The sequence below is a fragment of the uncultured Psychrobacillus sp. genome (genome assembly GCF_938022135.1).
In the GTDB taxonomy this organism is placed as follows: domain Bacteria; phylum Bacillota; class Bacilli; order Bacillales_A; family Planococcaceae; genus Psychrobacillus.
Genome location: NZ_CALIED010000035.1, coordinates 1 through 15,140, shown reverse-complemented (window position 1 = coordinate 15,140; position 15,140 = coordinate 1). Strand labels below are relative to the sequence as shown.

14 protein-coding genes are annotated in these 15,140 nt (G+C 36.5%); 13 read left to right on the top strand and 1 reads right to left on the bottom strand.

What is annotated here, in order from left to right; all coding sequences use genetic code 11:
* Nucleotides 1-55: 55 nt before the first annotated feature.
* The 7 genes from Q0371_RS07585 to Q0371_RS07555 all read left to right on the top strand — a co-directional run bounded on the left by Q0371_RS07585 (nt 56) and on the right by Q0371_RS07555 (nt 6,864).
* On the top strand, nt 56-1,090 hold the full coding sequence (locus Q0371_RS07585) for an ABC transporter substrate-binding protein (RefSeq protein WP_298470001.1): 1,035 nt from the start codon (nt 56-58) through the stop codon (nt 1,088-1,090).
* Between the two features lie 65 nt (nt 1,091-1,155).
* Nucleotides 1,156-2,259, top strand: coding sequence for an ABC transporter ATP-binding protein (locus Q0371_RS07580; protein WP_298469999.1), 1,104 nt, complete (start codon nt 1,156-1,158; stop codon nt 2,257-2,259).
* Nucleotides 2,234-3,904, top strand: coding sequence for an iron ABC transporter permease (locus Q0371_RS07575; RefSeq protein ID WP_298469997.1), 1,671 nt, complete (start codon nt 2,234-2,236; stop codon nt 3,902-3,904). Before Q0371_RS07580 ends, Q0371_RS07575 begins: the two co-directional genes overlap by 26 nt.
* Nucleotides 3,905-3,929: 25 nt before the next feature.
* Nucleotides 3,930-5,048, top strand: a complete 1,119-nt coding sequence (locus Q0371_RS07570; protein ID WP_298469995.1) for an extracellular solute-binding protein — start codon at nt 3,930-3,932, stop codon at nt 5,046-5,048.
* A gap of 11 nt (nt 5,049-5,059) precedes the next feature.
* A complete protein-coding gene (locus tag Q0371_RS07565) occupies nt 5,060-5,896 on the top strand; it encodes a hypothetical protein (protein WP_298469993.1) in 837 nt (278 codons plus the stop codon).
* 266 nt (nt 5,897-6,162) lie between these two features.
* Nucleotides 6,163-6,639, top strand: coding sequence for an NUDIX domain-containing protein (locus Q0371_RS07560; protein WP_298469991.1), 477 nt, complete (start codon nt 6,163-6,165; stop codon nt 6,637-6,639).
* 72 nt (nt 6,640-6,711) lie between these two features.
* Nucleotides 6,712-6,864 carry a DUF1540 domain-containing protein gene (locus Q0371_RS07555; RefSeq protein ID WP_144541288.1) on the top strand — a complete coding sequence of 51 codons (153 nt, stop codon included), beginning with the start codon at nt 6,712-6,714 and terminating at the stop codon, nt 6,862-6,864.
* A gap of 102 nt (nt 6,865-6,966) precedes the next feature.
* On the opposite strand, the gene Q0371_RS07550 is transcribed toward Q0371_RS07555, so the two are convergent.
* A complete protein-coding gene (locus Q0371_RS07550) occupies nt 6,967-8,421 on the bottom strand; it encodes a phospholipase D family protein (protein ID WP_251556492.1) in 1,455 nt (484 codons plus the stop codon).
* 203 nt (nt 8,422-8,624) lie between these two features.
* Between Q0371_RS07550 and Q0371_RS07545 the strand changes: the two genes are divergently transcribed.
* From Q0371_RS07545 to Q0371_RS07520, 6 genes are all read left to right on the top strand, one after another.
* Entirely contained in the window at nt 8,625-9,602 is a 978-nt protein-coding gene (locus tag Q0371_RS07545) for an ABC transporter substrate-binding protein (protein WP_298470086.1), read from the top strand.
* Nucleotides 9,603-9,620: 18 nt separating this feature from the next.
* Nucleotides 9,621-10,628: an iron ABC transporter permease gene (locus Q0371_RS07540; protein WP_298469986.1), complete on the top strand. Its 1,008-nt coding sequence runs from the start codon at nt 9,621-9,623 to the stop codon at nt 10,626-10,628.
* Nucleotides 10,629-10,653: 25 nt separating this feature from the next.
* Complete coding sequence (locus Q0371_RS07535; RefSeq protein WP_298470084.1) at nt 10,654-11,652, top strand: iron ABC transporter permease; 999 nt, start codon at nt 10,654-10,656, stop codon at nt 11,650-11,652.
* 10 nt (nt 11,653-11,662) lie between these two features.
* Nucleotides 11,663-12,460 carry an ABC transporter ATP-binding protein gene (locus Q0371_RS07530; protein ID WP_298469984.1) on the top strand — a complete coding sequence of 266 codons (798 nt, stop codon included), beginning with the start codon at nt 11,663-11,665 and terminating at the stop codon, nt 12,458-12,460.
* A gap of 3 nt (nt 12,461-12,463) precedes the next feature.
* A complete protein-coding gene (locus tag Q0371_RS07525) occupies nt 12,464-13,234 on the top strand; it encodes an alpha/beta hydrolase-fold protein (RefSeq protein WP_298469983.1) in 771 nt (256 codons plus the stop codon).
* A 331-nt stretch (nt 13,235-13,565) separates the two neighbouring features.
* Complete coding sequence (locus Q0371_RS07520; RefSeq protein WP_169360310.1) at nt 13,566-14,942, top strand: IS4 family transposase; 1,377 nt, start codon at nt 13,566-13,568, stop codon at nt 14,940-14,942.
* The last annotated feature ends 198 nt before the right edge of the window (nt 14,943-15,140 follow it).

Here is a 15,140-nt window from a genome sequence, read left to right as displayed (position 1 = left end):
AATCAAAAACTATAATAATGGTAGAAATAAACCAATTGTGAGGGAGATGAAATAATTGAAAAAGTTACTATTATTCTTACTTGTGGCTGTACTTACATTATTTGTGGCAGCATGTGGTGAGGAAGAAGAAAAAGGTACAAAGAGTGACGAAGGAAAAAAATCATCTACAAAAGTAACTGTATATTCGCCACATCAAGGAGAAATTATTAATCCAATAATAAAAGAATTTCAAGACAGAACGGATATTGAAGTTGAGTTAGTTACAGGTGGAACTGGAGAGTTATTAAACCGAGTTCAAGCTGAATCCGGTAATGCTCTAGGAGATGTATTTTGGGGAGGAGGTGCGGAGTCGTTAGCTGCATTTACTGAAAATTTTGAGCCATATAAGGTTGCAAATGATGAGGAAATTGCGGACATCTATAAAAGTAAAGATGGTTCTTGGACTGGGTTTTCTGCTTTACCTATGGTAATTATGTATAACAAAGACATGGTAAGTGAAAACGACGTGCCAAAAACGTGGGAAGATTTGCTTGATCCAAAATGGAAAGGAAAAATTGCTTTTGCTGATCCAGCTAAATCAGGTTCATCTTATACTCAATTAGTTACTATGCTATCTGCAAATAAAGATGATGGCGAAGAAGGTTGGGATTTTGTACGGAAGTTTGTAGGAAACTTAGATGGGAAAATTCTTGGAGGTTCAAGCATGGTCTTTAAGGGGGTTGCCGACGGTGAGTTTCCAATAGGTGTAACTTTAGAGGAGGCTGCATACCGTTACATTTCTGGCGGTGCTAATGTAGATGTGTCTTATCCAGAGGAAGGAACTTCCGCAGTGCCAGATGGTATGGCCCTTATAAAAGGAGCAAAAAATAAAGAAAATGCTCAAAAATTCTTAGATTTCTTAGCAAGTAAGGACGTTCAAGAAATTATTGTTAAAGAATTCAATCGTCGTTCTATTTTAGATGGAGTTGCAGCACCAGAAGGTTTAATTCCTTCAGCAGATATTCCTTTAGTAGATTATGACTTTAACTGGGCATCAGAAAATCAAGAGGATGTTATGAAACAGTTCCAAGACCTAGTGATCGGTAAATAATAAATGGTGTAAGGAAAAAAGAATCGTTTTTAACAACGATTCTTTTTTTAAAGGAGGAATTTATAGTGACAGATGTAAAAATAAATAAAGTTTCTAAATATTTTGGGACGATGAAGGCTGTAAACAATGCTGATATTCATATTCAAGAAGGTGAATTTTTTACCTTACTTGGCCCAAGTGGATGTGGAAAAACAACTTTATTACGAACTTTAGCTGGTTTTTATAACCAAGAGGAAGGAGACATTTATTTTGGAGATGTCTGTATAAACGAAGTCCCTGCGCACAATCGAAATATTGGAATGGTATTTCAAAGCTATGCAATATTTCCTCATATGTCAGTTTTCGAAAATGTGGCATACGGTTTAAAAGCAAGAAAGGTAAAAAAGGATGAAATACAGCGGCGAGTAATGGAAGCTCTTGATATGGTTGAACTTACTGAATATAAGGATCGACAACCATCCCAAATGAGTGGTGGTCAACAACAACGTATTGCACTTGCTAGAGCAATAGTCATTCATCCGGGTCTATTGTTAATGGATGAGCCATTATCCAACTTAGATGCTAAGTTACGTCTAAAAATGCGTTCAGATATTAGGGAACTTCAGAAAAGGCTTAATATAACAACTGTGTATGTCACACATGATCAAGACGAGGCACTGGCAGTATCAGATCGAATTGCGGTTTTAAGCAATGGGGTTATACAACAAATAGGCAAGCCACATGAAATCTATTTACGACCAGAAAACAAGTTTGTTGCTAATTTTATAGGTTCAACTAACTTCATAGATGCGTATACGACTCACGAATCGACCGTTGTAGTAGAAGGGATAGCTTTTCCTATGATACTTGATACCCCTTTTCAAGGGAAAGTTACTTATAGTATTAGACCCGAACAAATACAAATTAAGAGGGAGAACTCTCAGATCGTAGGAGAATTTTTAACAGCTACTATAAAAGAAGCGGTTTTTCTTGGGGAGAAAGTCGAGTATAAAGTTGCGCTACCATCAGGCTTATCAGTTAATATTCATGAACATGCTATTAGTTATCAGGATTTAATGAAGGTAGGAGATATAATTGAATTTTATCTAAACCCAGAGGAAGCTATTATCTTCTCTGAGAGTGGAGAGGAGGCATTAAATCTCCATGGGAACAAGCGTGAGCAAAAGTAAATTTAGAAAGTTGTTTCGGTGGGATTTTTGGAACCTAGTAACTATTCTCGCATTTTTAATGGTAATTCTTTTTCTCGTTTACCCATTAACTAATATATTCATTAATAGCTTTGTACAGGATGGTAAATTTACTTTAGAAACGTACAAAGATTTTTTTACACTAAAATATTATTATGGTGCATTATTTAATAGCTTGATTGTTTGTACTTTAGCTACTTTTTTTGCTATATGTATTGGTTTACCACTCGCATATATTATGGCTAGATTCGATATTCCCTTTAAGAAAACTATTCATATTTTAATTATTTTAACTCTATTATCTCCTCCTTTTATTGGAGCATATTCATGGATTTTGATGTTAGGAAACAATGGTTTTTTAACTAATTTCTTTCATGAGATCGGGTTAAATACGAAATCTATTTATGGTCTTCATGGAATGGTATGGGTATTTACAATTCAGTTTTATCCTCATATTTATTTGTATGTTTCGGGGGCATTAAAAACAATTGATTCATCTTTAGAGGAAGCAGCTGAAAGCTTAGGGAGTGGACGCTGGGGGAAGTTGAAGACAGTGACATTACCTTTAGTATTTCCTACATTATCAACTGGTGCTCTAATGGTATTCATGGCTTCATTTGCTGATTTTGGTACCCCTATGCTGATGGGGCAAGGAATAAAAGTCCTACCAATCCTAGCCTATGAACAATTTATCAGCGAACTAGGTTCAAATCCTGCAATGGCTAGTACTCTTAGTATGATTTTGCTTACTGTCAGTACCAGTATTCTATTTTTACAGCGTTATTTAGTTTCAAGAAAGACATTTACAATGAGTTCGATGAGACCACCAAAAATAATCAAACTTAAACCTTTTCAAAAATTCTTAGCATTACTATATGTTGGAATAGTTGTAGGGATATCAATAATTCCACAGGCAACTGTTATTACTACTTCATTCTTGAAGACAAATGGTCCTGTGTTTACAAATCAGTTTAGCCTAGATAGTTATCGAGAAGTATTATACCGTGTACCTAAAGCAATTATTAATACGTTTACATATTCCAGTGTTGCTATTGCTTTTATGGTAATTGCGGGGTTATTGATATCTTATGTTATTGTTAGAAGAAATTCCAAATTAACATCATTATTAGATGCGCTAATTATGATTCCATACGTTATGCCTGGTACAGTGTTAGGAATTAGTTTAATCATAGCATTTAATAAACCTCCATTTGCTTTAACTGGAACGTGGATTATTTTAGTTATAGCTTATTGCATAAGAAAATTACCTTATACTATGCGCTCTAGTACGGCTATACTCCATCAGATAGACAAAAGTGTAGAAGAGGCATCTATTAGTCTTGGTGTACCTCCTATGAAAACGTTCTTTAAAACTACGGCTATATTAATGCTACCTGGTGTACTTTCTGGAGCTATCTTAAGTTGGGTGACGACTATTAATGAGCTGAGTTCAACAATAGTTCTATACGCAGGTTCAACAGCCACTATAACTGTAGCAATTTATAGTGAAGTGTTTACAGCAAATTTTGGGACAGCTGCAGCCCTTGCAACTATTCTATCGCTTAGTACGATAATTTCTTTATTCATCGTAACACTTATATCAGGGAAAAAAGGAATACCTATTTAAAAGTAAAATTAGGGAGGGAATTCTGATGAGAAAATGGTTAATCATCGCAAGTTTTATAATCGTTACCTCATGTTTGGGTTTCCTATATTCCTTTAAGCCTGATAATTCACTAGCACAACAAGATGTGATTAAAGAACATGTTGTTTTTTGGTATTATTCAGAGGAAATGACAAAAGAAGTTTATCGATTTGAAAAAGATTATCCGCATATAAAAGTTATTACGAGGCTAGTTAAAAATCCTGAAATCTTATTAGAAGAATTATATGCCGCTGTATCAGCAGGAAATCCTCCAGATATAGCTGAAATCCCTTCATGGTATGGAATATACCCACTCATAGAAAAAGGAGCGATCTATCCGGTTAATGACCTTTTGGATAATGAGTATAAAGCAGAACTTCCTGATGCCTTTACAAAGAGATTTCAAATGATTAACGAACTATGGGCTATTCCAATTAGCTATGAAGTCCCTACATTATTTATACATGAGGCTTATCTAGGACAAATAGTTCAGAATCTGGACACCTCATCTGCATTGCCAAAAATTATGTCTGAAAACAAATTTCCAAATATAAAATGGAATATAAACGCTGATAACAACTATCCTTGGTATTTAATACATTTAAAAAATCAAAATAACAGTATAGTAAATAATACTGAAGTCGAATTAATAGAAGCAACTAAATACTTCCTTTTCCATAAAAACCATTTAGCTCTTACTGAATTTGTGAATGGAGAGGGTGGAATCTTAATGAGCTCCTCAAGTAAGCTTCAACTAGTTGAAAAACAAGTAGGAAATAAGTTTAAGTGGAAGGTAGCTCCTTTCCCGATAGAAGAAACTAAAATAATACCAAATGGGAATGGATTAGTTGTATTTAAAAAAGAAGAAATTTTAAGGAATAACACGAAGCAGTTTTTATTGTATATGCAAAAAGAAGAAAGACTAAATTCTTTTGCTTTGGCAAGCTCTACCATCCCAGCCAACAAACAATTAGTAGAGAGTAAACCGTTTCAAGATAATTATCGTTATTTTCCTGATTATCAAAGGCTACTTATAACCAGTCTTGCAGCAGAAGGAAGGTTTATGACAGCGGAGGATGAATTAGAGTGGAACAAATTAATCGAATCCAATGAAAATAGAAGATAGGTGAACTACTGATGGGAATTTTATTAAAAGAAATTTTTAATGAAGGAAAAACATCTAGTAAAAAAATCTGTGAAGATCTCTATGTGGTCACGGAAGATTTCGTGGCAATAATCGATGGGGCTACTAATGTTTCAGGACGCCTCATAAGAGGGAAGGCTCCTGGAAGATTTGCTGCTGAAATTATTCAACAAACACTATTAAAGGCCAGAAAAGATATTTCATTAATAGATTTACTATCCGTAATCAATAAAAATTTACTAGATAGGTATGAAACATTCGGTATGATAGAGGAAATAAAAAAAAATGCTTGGATGGTACCGACTGCTTGTTTGATTTGTTATAGCAAATTTTATAATCAGATATGGCAGATTGGGGATTCCCAATGTATGATAGAGGGCAAGCTTTATACTAATAACAAGGTTATTGATGAAATTACTGCAAATGCACGGGCAATGTACTTAGAAGCAGAGCTAAAGAATGGTAAAACTATTGAAGATTTGATAGAAAATGATTTAGGTTGGAATTACATCCAACCGTTGATCAAGCAACAATACTATTTACAAAACGATAAAGAAAATCAATTTGGTTTTGAAGTAATTAATGGTTTTGAAGTAGATATGTCACGCGTTAAGGTTATTCAAGTTCCACTGCACACAAAAACTATTATCATGGCTTCTGATGGATATCCAGTATTAAAAGAAACATTAGAGGAAACAGAAGAGGCTTTGAAGATTGTATTAGAAACAGACCCACTTTGTTTTAGGCAATATAAGTCTGCTAAAGGATTACAAAAAGGGAATAACTCTTTTGATGATAGAACTTATATTAAATTTGAGTTATTAAGCTAATATAGAAGCGGGCATAAATAGAATATAAGAACGTGAAATCTGCAACTTGATTTCACGTTTTTGTTTCTTTTTAAAACCAGCGCGAATAGCGCGAGCTGAAGACCCTGCACTGAGCGTAGCGAGGGAAGCGGCTGAAGCCGTGCCCGCGGAAAGCGTCAGCTCGCAGTGGAAATCAACATACTCAAGCTATTTACTAGATGATATAAAAAAGCTAGAATTAATAAATATTTGTAAAGTATGGGGGAAATGAAAAGTGGAGGTGCAAAATGGATTTATCATTTAAAACAGACGAGGGTAGGTTTAATTATCGTGTTGCAGGATTAATTATAAACGATGGGAAAATATTAATTATGAAGGATGAAAGGTCTCCTTATTATTACGTTCCTGGAGGAAGGGTTAGCCTACATGAAAAGAGTGAGGATGCCATTCACAGAGAAATTAAAGAAGAACTCTCGACTGAAATTTCCGTTGATCGACTGTTATGGGTGAATGAAAATTTTTTTGAAGAGGAAGTTTCCAAAGAAAGATTTCATGAAATATGTTTTTTCTACCTTCTCTCTTTAAAAAATAAAGATTTATTAAGCAAGGGCAATCCTTTTATGGAAAATGAAAATGGAAAAATTCATACATACTATTGGAAAACTTTTGATGAATTACAAAAGCTCAATGTCTATCCTTTATTTCTAAAAGAAAAGTGTTACGACTTGCCACAGCAGATTACTCATTTAGTAGAGACTAAATAGCGTGTAAATCGTTTTATATAGTATGACTTTTCTCAAAAAAGTTCATGCTAGTAACGAGGAGGTGTGATACTAATGGCTAAAGATGTACTTTGTGAAGTGAACAACTGTAAATTTTGGAGACAAGGGAACAAATGTAATGCAAAAGCTATTTATGTAGTTAGTCGTAAAGGGAACCAAGCTTCCAACAGTGATGAAACAGATTGTAAAACGTTTGAACCGAAGTAACTTATCTAATGTCTATTAATACTCACCTAATCACACGTTCATAAACGTGAAAAAAAAGTACAGCTAGTGTAAGCATCACTAGCTGTACTTTCACAATGAGTATTAATAAGTTGTAATTTTAGTATAGGTTTGGAAAGCATAAATCCAACGCTGCCACCAAGTGAAATTGCTTTGATATTCATCTACCTCTACAGTATACATAGCATCCTCATTGTTCCATAATCTATGAAAATATTGCTCCATCTCTAAGGCTAATTCACTCTCATTGGGGGCAATGATTCTTACGTTACTTTCTAGGTTATAATTTTCTAAAGCACGTTCTGTATAATTTGCTGCACCGCTTGAAATCACTGTATGCTCTGGTGTTTGAATCCATATAGTCTTTGTGTGATACTGACCGATTACGGTATTATACCATCGTATATTAATCTTCTCATTCGTATCCTCCACTAGTTCTTGTACGACTGGGCGATTTGGTAGTCCAGACTTTTCTCGACCAAAGGAGTTTTCGTTCGGATCTAATATAAGATTTACTTCTACCCCTCGATTTGCAGCCTCCACTAATGTATTGACTATACTCCGTTCGGCTACAAAGAACATGCCTAGCCAAATGGTATCTCCTTTTTTAGTATCATTTATATCGTTTAGCAATGCATCCAATATTTTTTTCTCTGTTAAGTATTGGGCTTGATACTCACCTTCTGCGTTCTCCGTCTTTATTCTAGGAAGCTTAGGACCTCCAGAAAAAAGAGAAACTGCCTCTTCTGCTTCTAAAATATCATTAATGATTGGTCCATCTAACTTCAAAGCAATATTTCCGTGAAAGCCACTGGCATCGTGGGGATTAGAGGTTGTTATTATAGCGGCCTTCTCTGTTACTAAAGCCTTCCGATGGTTTGCCTTTACATTCAATAGAGTCATATAGGAAGCTATAGTCATTTTAGGCGCGTCACTTGCCATAGCATTAGCAATCCAACCTTTGCCACCAATATCGAACCATTGAAAGAAAATACGATAAATACCAGAATAAACAGGTGTAGAATCCCTTAGCTCATCTAAATCTGTATATACAATTTCAACACCCGCATCACGCATTTTTTTAAACCATTCACTTTCGTAAGATCCATACCCTCGATTAAGTGGATCGGTAATAAAAACGATTGGCATGTCAGGGTTAGCCTTCTTCTTTTTTGCGACAGTGGAGGAAAGTGTCTCTGCTATATTAGGGAAGTCCTCATCTTCATCATAATAGCCATCCATCAAAAAGAAATCTAACACCACAAATTCCTCAGCTTCTTCAATCGTTCGATATACCTCATCAAAAATATGATTTTCATGAATGGTATTTGTACCTTTTTGATCTTGTGCAAAGGTCAAATCCGTTAAAAGTTGAATGTTATTCGTCTTATGTAACTCACCTGCAAAGGAAACTCCTTGGGGAAGCGGTTTAAATGTATGCCAAGCAATAACGATTATGTAAATAAGAGCAAACACGCCTATTAAGGAGACTATAATGCGCTTTTTTTTGCTCCATGGCTTTTTAGTTTTTTTAGCCATGAGAAAACTCCTCCTATAAAACTTCTATTTTAAATATAATATTCCCATATTAGTAGTCAGCAAAACTACTAATCCATCAAATATGTACAATTATTTAATTATTATATGTTTTTAAAATCACTATTGTAATAAAGTAAAGTTTACGTTATCATGATAATGATAATCGTTATCAATTAAAAATGTAGGAGATGAAACTATTGAGTATGAAAAAGTATTGGATGTTAGGCGCGACAGCAGTGCTAGCTCTAAGTTTAGCTGCTTGTGGAGATAAGGAAAAAGGCTCTACAGAAAAAGCTGAAGTTGAAGCGGAATCAACAGAAGCTTCAGCTGATGGGTTAGATACAGAACAAACAATTACATATTTAGGGGAAGACTATGTAGTACCCTCCAAAGTAAATAATATTGTAGCAGCGAGCTTGGAGTCCATGGAAGATGCGGCTATTTTAGGTATTAAGCCAGTAGGAGTGCTTGCAATTGCAGATGCCATCCCTACCTATTTAGCGGATGAGCTAGAAGGAGCAGCACTGGTTGGAGATAAGTTTGCCCCCAATAATGAGGCAATCCTAAATTTAAATCCCGATGTTATTTTAGGTTCTTCCAAGCATGGAAAAGAAGTTGTTACAGCATTAAATAAAATTCAAACGATGATTCCTTATTCGCATGTATCTACGAACTGGAAAGAAAATCTTACTCTCTTAGGACAATTAGGCGATAAAGAAGCAGAGGCAGAAAAAATTATCACAGACTATGAGGAAAAAGCTGGACAAGCTAAAGCTGAATTAGGTGAAGCATTGAAGGATAAGGAAGCACTTGTATTACGTATACGCAAAGGAAGTATTAATGCTTATCCTGAATCTATTTACTTTAACCCAGTTCTTTATAATGATTTAGGACTGAAGGTTCCAGATGTAGTTGCAAAAGCAGAGGCGCAATCAGAATTATCTCTTGAGGCTTTAGCTGAATCGAACCCAGATTACATTTTTCTTCAATTCGAAACTAGTGAAAATACAGATAATGCAGCAGCTTTAGATGAGCTTTTAGCCAATCCGATTTTCGGTAGCATAGAAGCAGCGAAAAATGAACAGGTGTTTGTAAACGTAGTAGACCCTTTAGCGCAAGGTGGTACTGCTTGGTCTAAAGTGAAATTCTTAGATGCAGCGATAGAGAATTTATCGAAGTAAAGTTAGGTGCGATGAATTATGAAAAACAAAAATACGTTAGCTGTCATCATTTTAATAGTTTCTCCACTGTTCATCGTACTAGCAATAGCTTTATCTATTTTATATGGTGCTAAAGATATTAGTCTATTAACAGTTTGGCAGGCGATTACGCAATTCGATGGAAATAATGTGGACCATAACATTATTATGACATCACGATTACCACGCGTAATCGCTGCTTTATTGGTTGGAGCTTTTCTAGCTGTTGCTGGGGCAATTATGCAAGGGATTACACAAAATTATTTGGCATCTCCTTCTATAATGGGAGTAAACGATGGATCGGCATTTGTTATTACAATAGCAACGGTCTTTTTCCCGGGGCTTCCTAACTATCAAATGATTATTCTTTCGATGATTGGCTCTGCTATTGGTGCAGGTCTTGTCTTTGGTTTTGGCTCCTTGATAAAGGGTGGTTTATCACCTGTTCGATTGGCCATTATTGGAACAGTCATTGGAACATTTTTAAGCAGTATATCTTCTGCTATTGCGATGTACTTTCAAGTGTCTCAAAGCGTTAGTGTTTGGTATAACGCAAAATTACATATAGTAAATCCTGATATGCTATGGCTGTCCATTCCTTTTGGTCTAATCGGGTTAATGCTAGCATTAGGGATTTCGAAGTCAATTACCATTGCCTCGTTAGGTGATGACATTGCAGTAGGTTTAGGGCAACGAACAAAAATGGTCAAAATCATTAGTATTCTTGCGGTAGTTTGCCTGACTGGTACGGCAGTTGCCTTAGTAGGAAAGATAGGGTTTGTTGGATTAATAATTCCTCATATTACTCGATTTCTTGTAGGGGTTGACTACAGAGTTCTAATTCCATGCTCTGCAGCAATCGGAGCGTTGTTTTTAGCTTTTTGTGATGTAATTAGTCGCTTTATCAACTTTCCATTTGAGACTCCCGTTGGTGTAGTAACGGCTATTATTGGTGTTCCTTTCTTCCTTTATCTAATTCGGACGAGAGGGGGAGGACAGCGTGCATAAAGGTCCGTTTATACGTTTCATCACGATGCTGTCTATCTTTGTTGGGTTGACTCTTATCGCTTTCTATTTTCACATTACTAATGGCGTCTTTGATATGACGATCCTGGAGGTTCTCAAAACTTTTTTGCGAATTGATCCAAATGACAAACACGATTTGGTTATATTTGAATTTAGATTACCAAGGATTGTCATTGCAGCCTTAGTAGGAATCGGTCTTGGGATTGCAGGAACTGTTATACAAGGAGTGACAAGGAACGGCTTAGCGGATCCAGGCATATTAGGTATAAATGCTGGAGCAGGGGCTTCTATTGTGATTTTTATGTTCTTCTTTCAAATGTCTGCTTCCAATTTTGTGGAAGATGGCTGGTATACGATTTTTCTAATGCCACTCTTTGGCTTTGTGGGAGGTGCGCTTGCAGCTTCAATTATTTTCATCTTTTCTTGGAAAAATGGAATTTTGGATATGCAAAGATTGATCCTCACGGGTATTGCAATAGGTAGTGGCTTCGGAGCCTTATCCTTATATGTATCACTTAAGATGAATGCAAGTGACTATGAGATGGCCGCAGTTTGGATTTCCGGGAGTATTTATAATGCTAACTGGGCTTTCGTTTTATCCATCCTCCCTTGGGTGCTTATCCTTAGTTCTGTGATTTATAGGAAGAGTCACTTGTTAGATTATCTCCAGTTAGAGGATGCTAATGTGAAGAGTCTTGGAATTTCAGTAGAAAAAGAGAAATCCATCCTATTACTATGTAGTATAGGACTTGTCAGTGCCTGTGTATCGGTGTCCGGTGGGATTGGATTCATAGGGTTGATGGCACCACATATTGCTAAAAGGTTAGTTGGCATCAAGCATAGATTCGTCGTGCCCATGAGTGCTGCAATCGGAATGTTCCTATTGGTACTCTCAGATTACATTGCTAAGACTGTTTTTGAGCCTTCCGAGCTGCCGGTAGGAATCGTTGTTTCTATAATTGGAATTCCCTACTTTTTATATTTATTAATCAAAACGAAGGCATAGGAGGATACCTATGATAGAGAGTATATTACGCGTTGAAGCGCTTAGCTCTGGCTATGACAAAGAAACAGTGTTTACAAATTTAAATACGTCCATTCAAAAGGGGAAAATAACGACCATTATTGGTCCCAATGGATGTGGAAAATCAACTCTATTAAAAACAATCGGACGTATTCTTCAGCAAAAGAACGGAAAAGTTTATTTACATGGGGAAGATATGATGTCGATGCCTACAAAGGCTATTGCGAAAAGGCTTGCTCTGCTTTCTCAAAGCCCTTTAGCTCCTGCTCAATTAAAGGTAGATGAGTTAATCTCTTATGGAAGGTTTCCACATCGAAAAAACATTGGAACACTATCAAAAAAAGATATGGAAGTAATTGAATGGGCAATGACTGTCACCAAAACAATCGAATATCGCAATAGGGAAATTAACCAGCTATCAGGTGGTCAGCGTCAAAAGGTATGGCTTGCGATGGCACTCGCACAGGAAACAGAAATTCTCCTGCTCGATGAACCAACCACATACCTAGATATGGCCCATCAGCTAGAGATGTTGAAAATTGTGGAGCAGCTAAATAAGAAGCATCAATGTACAGTAGTGATGGTATTGCATGATATTAACCATGCTGCTCGCTTTTCGGATAAGCTTATCGCAATGCGAGGCGGAGAGATTATTACAACGGGTACTCCTAAGGAAATATTAACAAAGGAAGTTATGAAAAAGGTGTTCCAAATAGATGCTAAGATTATGTTCGATGAAGAAACAGAGGCACCTGTTTGCTATGGATATGAAACTTTAGAGGAGGTTTAATAGATGGATAAGGTACTGTTAGAAAATACAGAGCATTTTCAAATCGATTCCGAGCACACAAACTATTTGTATGATATAAAAGTTTCAATCCCAAATGTGGAGCCTCCTAAGGAGGGTTTTCCTGTCTACTATGTGCTAGATGGAAACTGGTATTTCCAGCTTGCAAGAGATGTAGTGAAGCTGCAATCGAAAAATCCCCTTAAAACACGTATTTCTCCTTCCATTGTGGTTGGAATTGGACATGCTGGTAAGGAAGAGGATGCTCGCAAAAAAAGATTTTTTGATTTTACTCCCAAGGCAGAAGCATATATCTATCCAAAGCGTTTAAAGGGGAAGGACTTAGGAGAGCATGGCGGATCAGAGAAGTTCCTAGCATTTTTAAAGGATGAGCTAATGCCGAATGTACACAAGCATTATCCAGTTAACCAACAGAATCAGGCACTTTTTGGTCACTCCTTAAGTGGCCTTTTTGTTCTGTGGACATTATTTAAACAACCAGCCTTATTTTCCTGCTACCTACCGATAAGTCCTTCTGTATGGTGGAATGAATACGAGCTATATAAGGAAGCAGAAAATTTTGTACGTTTGCAAACCAATCTTCAACATAAAAAACTGTTTATATCAGTTGGTAGCAAAGAAGGCTTTATGTGTGAGGATGCAAAACATCTATATAGGGTGTTACATGAAAGTATAGACACGGAAATATTTATAGCACAGGAGGAAAATCATGCATCAGTGGTGCCTACGGTTTTGAGTAGGGCATTTCGCTATTAACACTAAAGACTAAAAGAGAAGTGGTGTACCATAGCTACTTCCCTCATTAGTGAAGAAAATTCTTTTTTATAGTGACTGTAAACATTAAAAAAGTAACATTCAAATGACTATTAAGAACATAAATAGATGATGAATTGGGATTGGGTACAGTTTTTCGGCTTTGTTTACGCGAGTAAATTTATAAGCACTTATCGTTGCATTAAAGCTGTTCCCATTTATTGATTGGAGTGCCAGACGGCGACTCCTACGGGATGACATAGCTATCAAGTTAAGAAGTTTATAAAAACCCTCGAGGTTGGTATAGAAAACTAACCAACAGGAGGTGCTTCACATGAAAAAAACAGATTTAGACGAATGGAAACTCTTAATGGAACAATTGTATAAACTATTTTCCCCAGATAAGTTGGATTGTTGGGCCAAAGAATCAGGATGGATCAAACGAAAACGAAAGCTTGATGCGTATTCATTTCTCCACATCCTTCTTTATCATTGCGGAAACCTGGCCGGCAGTTCGCTACGGGAGCTCAGCCTGTCATTAGAAGAAACCTGTCATATTTCTATGACTCCAGAGGCAATAAACCAACGTTTAAATAAAGAATTAATTGTATTTCTAAAAAAGTGTTTGGAACATTTTATACAAGTGGAGTTAAATTATCAGTTGCCGATCAGTGACGAACTACGAAAATTTTGTGAGAGGATCCGTATAATAGACGCGACCATCCATTCCCTTCCTTCGGATTTGAAGGAGACTTTTCCTGGCGTCTATCGAGCCGAATTAAAATGCCAACTGGAGTATGAATTCCTGACAGGACAGTTCATATTGGCTGACTGGATGAACGGAAAGGAAAACGATTCTCTATATGGGAAGAATCGATTAGAGACGGTCTCACCTGGCGATTTATTTCTACAAGACTTGGGTTATTTCCATCTACCCACCTTCCAAAAAATTGATGAGTCCGGGGGCTATTTCGTCTCTAGAGTTCGACCAGATTGTTCTATCTATACAGGGAATCCCAACCCTCGTTACCATGCCGATGGCAGGGTCGTCAAATCCTCTTTTTATCAGAAGGAATCTTTGGCAGAGCACCTGGAACAAATGGAGCGTGGCTCCGTAAGGGAATGGGAGGAAGTTTATGTGGGGTATGACTATAAATTCCCTACCCGTTTAATTTTGTATCGCCATACAGAGGAACAAGATAAAAGTGATCAGTATAAACGTAAACATTCACGTTACCAGACAAAGGAGCACGTAAGAGCGCTAGATGGGGCGACGATTATTATGACAAACCTCCCGGATACTATCCCAGCTGAGAAAGTGATGGACCTTTACCGATTGCGCTGGCAGATCGAGTTATTGTTTAAAGGATGGAAATCTAATTTCCCGACCACTTTTTATAAACAGATAAAGGAAGAACGTGTCCTATGTCATTTTTTCGCTCATTTATTATTGTTTCTAATCACAACTACAACAACTTATCAGGCACGTTTATTCTTGCTAGAGAAATCTAGAATAGAGATAAGCATTCAAAAGGGCATCTCAGTTGCACTACGCTTTATTCGCTTGATGTTTGAAAGCATAAAAAAATACACCAAGCTTACCAATGGGGTACTGAAAAGGTTTCATGGTGCTCTTTGTAAACATGCATTGAAAACAAAAGGGCCACCTGAAAAGGATCCATTGATTATACTCGGTGCAAATTACAGTTAGTATTCTATGCCCTGTATAGAAAGAAATTAAACTTACATTTTTTGGTTAAACCAAAAAGTGTTAATTTCATATGGTCTAATTTTCAAAAATACCAGTTCATATGAGAGTGAATGACGTAAATTTTTCTTAACTTGATAGCTATGCTACGGGATGAGTGAGACAGATAAGACATCACAACCACGCGCGTAAGCGATGGGT

What these genes read in the sequence shown, in the direction of transcription:
- Q0371_RS07575 (WP_298469997.1), top strand. Translation starts at nt 2,234, where the DNA reads ATGGGAACAAGCGTGAGCAAAAGTAAATTTAGAAAGTTGTTTCGGTGG.
- Q0371_RS07570 (WP_298469995.1), top strand. Translation starts at nt 3,930, where the DNA reads ATGAGAAAATGGTTAATCATCGCAAGTTTTATAATCGTTACCTCATGT.
- Q0371_RS07565 (WP_298469993.1), top strand. Translation starts at nt 5,060, where the DNA reads ATGGGAATTTTATTAAAAGAAATTTTTAATGAAGGAAAAACATCTAGT.
- Q0371_RS07560 (WP_298469991.1), top strand. Translation starts at nt 6,163, where the DNA reads ATGGATTTATCATTTAAAACAGACGAGGGTAGGTTTAATTATCGTGTT.
- Q0371_RS07555 (WP_144541288.1), top strand. Translation starts at nt 6,712, where the DNA reads ATGGCTAAAGATGTACTTTGTGAAGTGAACAACTGTAAATTTTGGAGA.
- Q0371_RS07550 (WP_251556492.1), bottom strand. Translation starts at nt 8,421, where the DNA reads ATGGCTAAAAAAACTAAAAAGCCATGGAGCAAAAAAAAGCGCATTATA.
- Q0371_RS07545 (WP_298470086.1), top strand. Translation starts at nt 8,625, where the DNA reads ATGAAAAAGTATTGGATGTTAGGCGCGACAGCAGTGCTAGCTCTAAGT.
- Q0371_RS07540 (WP_298469986.1), top strand. Translation starts at nt 9,621, where the DNA reads ATGAAAAACAAAAATACGTTAGCTGTCATCATTTTAATAGTTTCTCCA.
- Q0371_RS07535 (WP_298470084.1), top strand. Translation starts at nt 10,654, where the DNA reads ATGCTGTCTATCTTTGTTGGGTTGACTCTTATCGCTTTCTATTTTCAC.
- Q0371_RS07530 (WP_298469984.1), top strand. Translation starts at nt 11,663, where the DNA reads ATGATAGAGAGTATATTACGCGTTGAAGCGCTTAGCTCTGGCTATGAC.
- Q0371_RS07525 (WP_298469983.1), top strand. Translation starts at nt 12,464, where the DNA reads ATGGATAAGGTACTGTTAGAAAATACAGAGCATTTTCAAATCGATTCC.
- Q0371_RS07520 (WP_169360310.1), top strand. Translation starts at nt 13,566, where the DNA reads ATGAAAAAAACAGATTTAGACGAATGGAAACTCTTAATGGAACAATTG.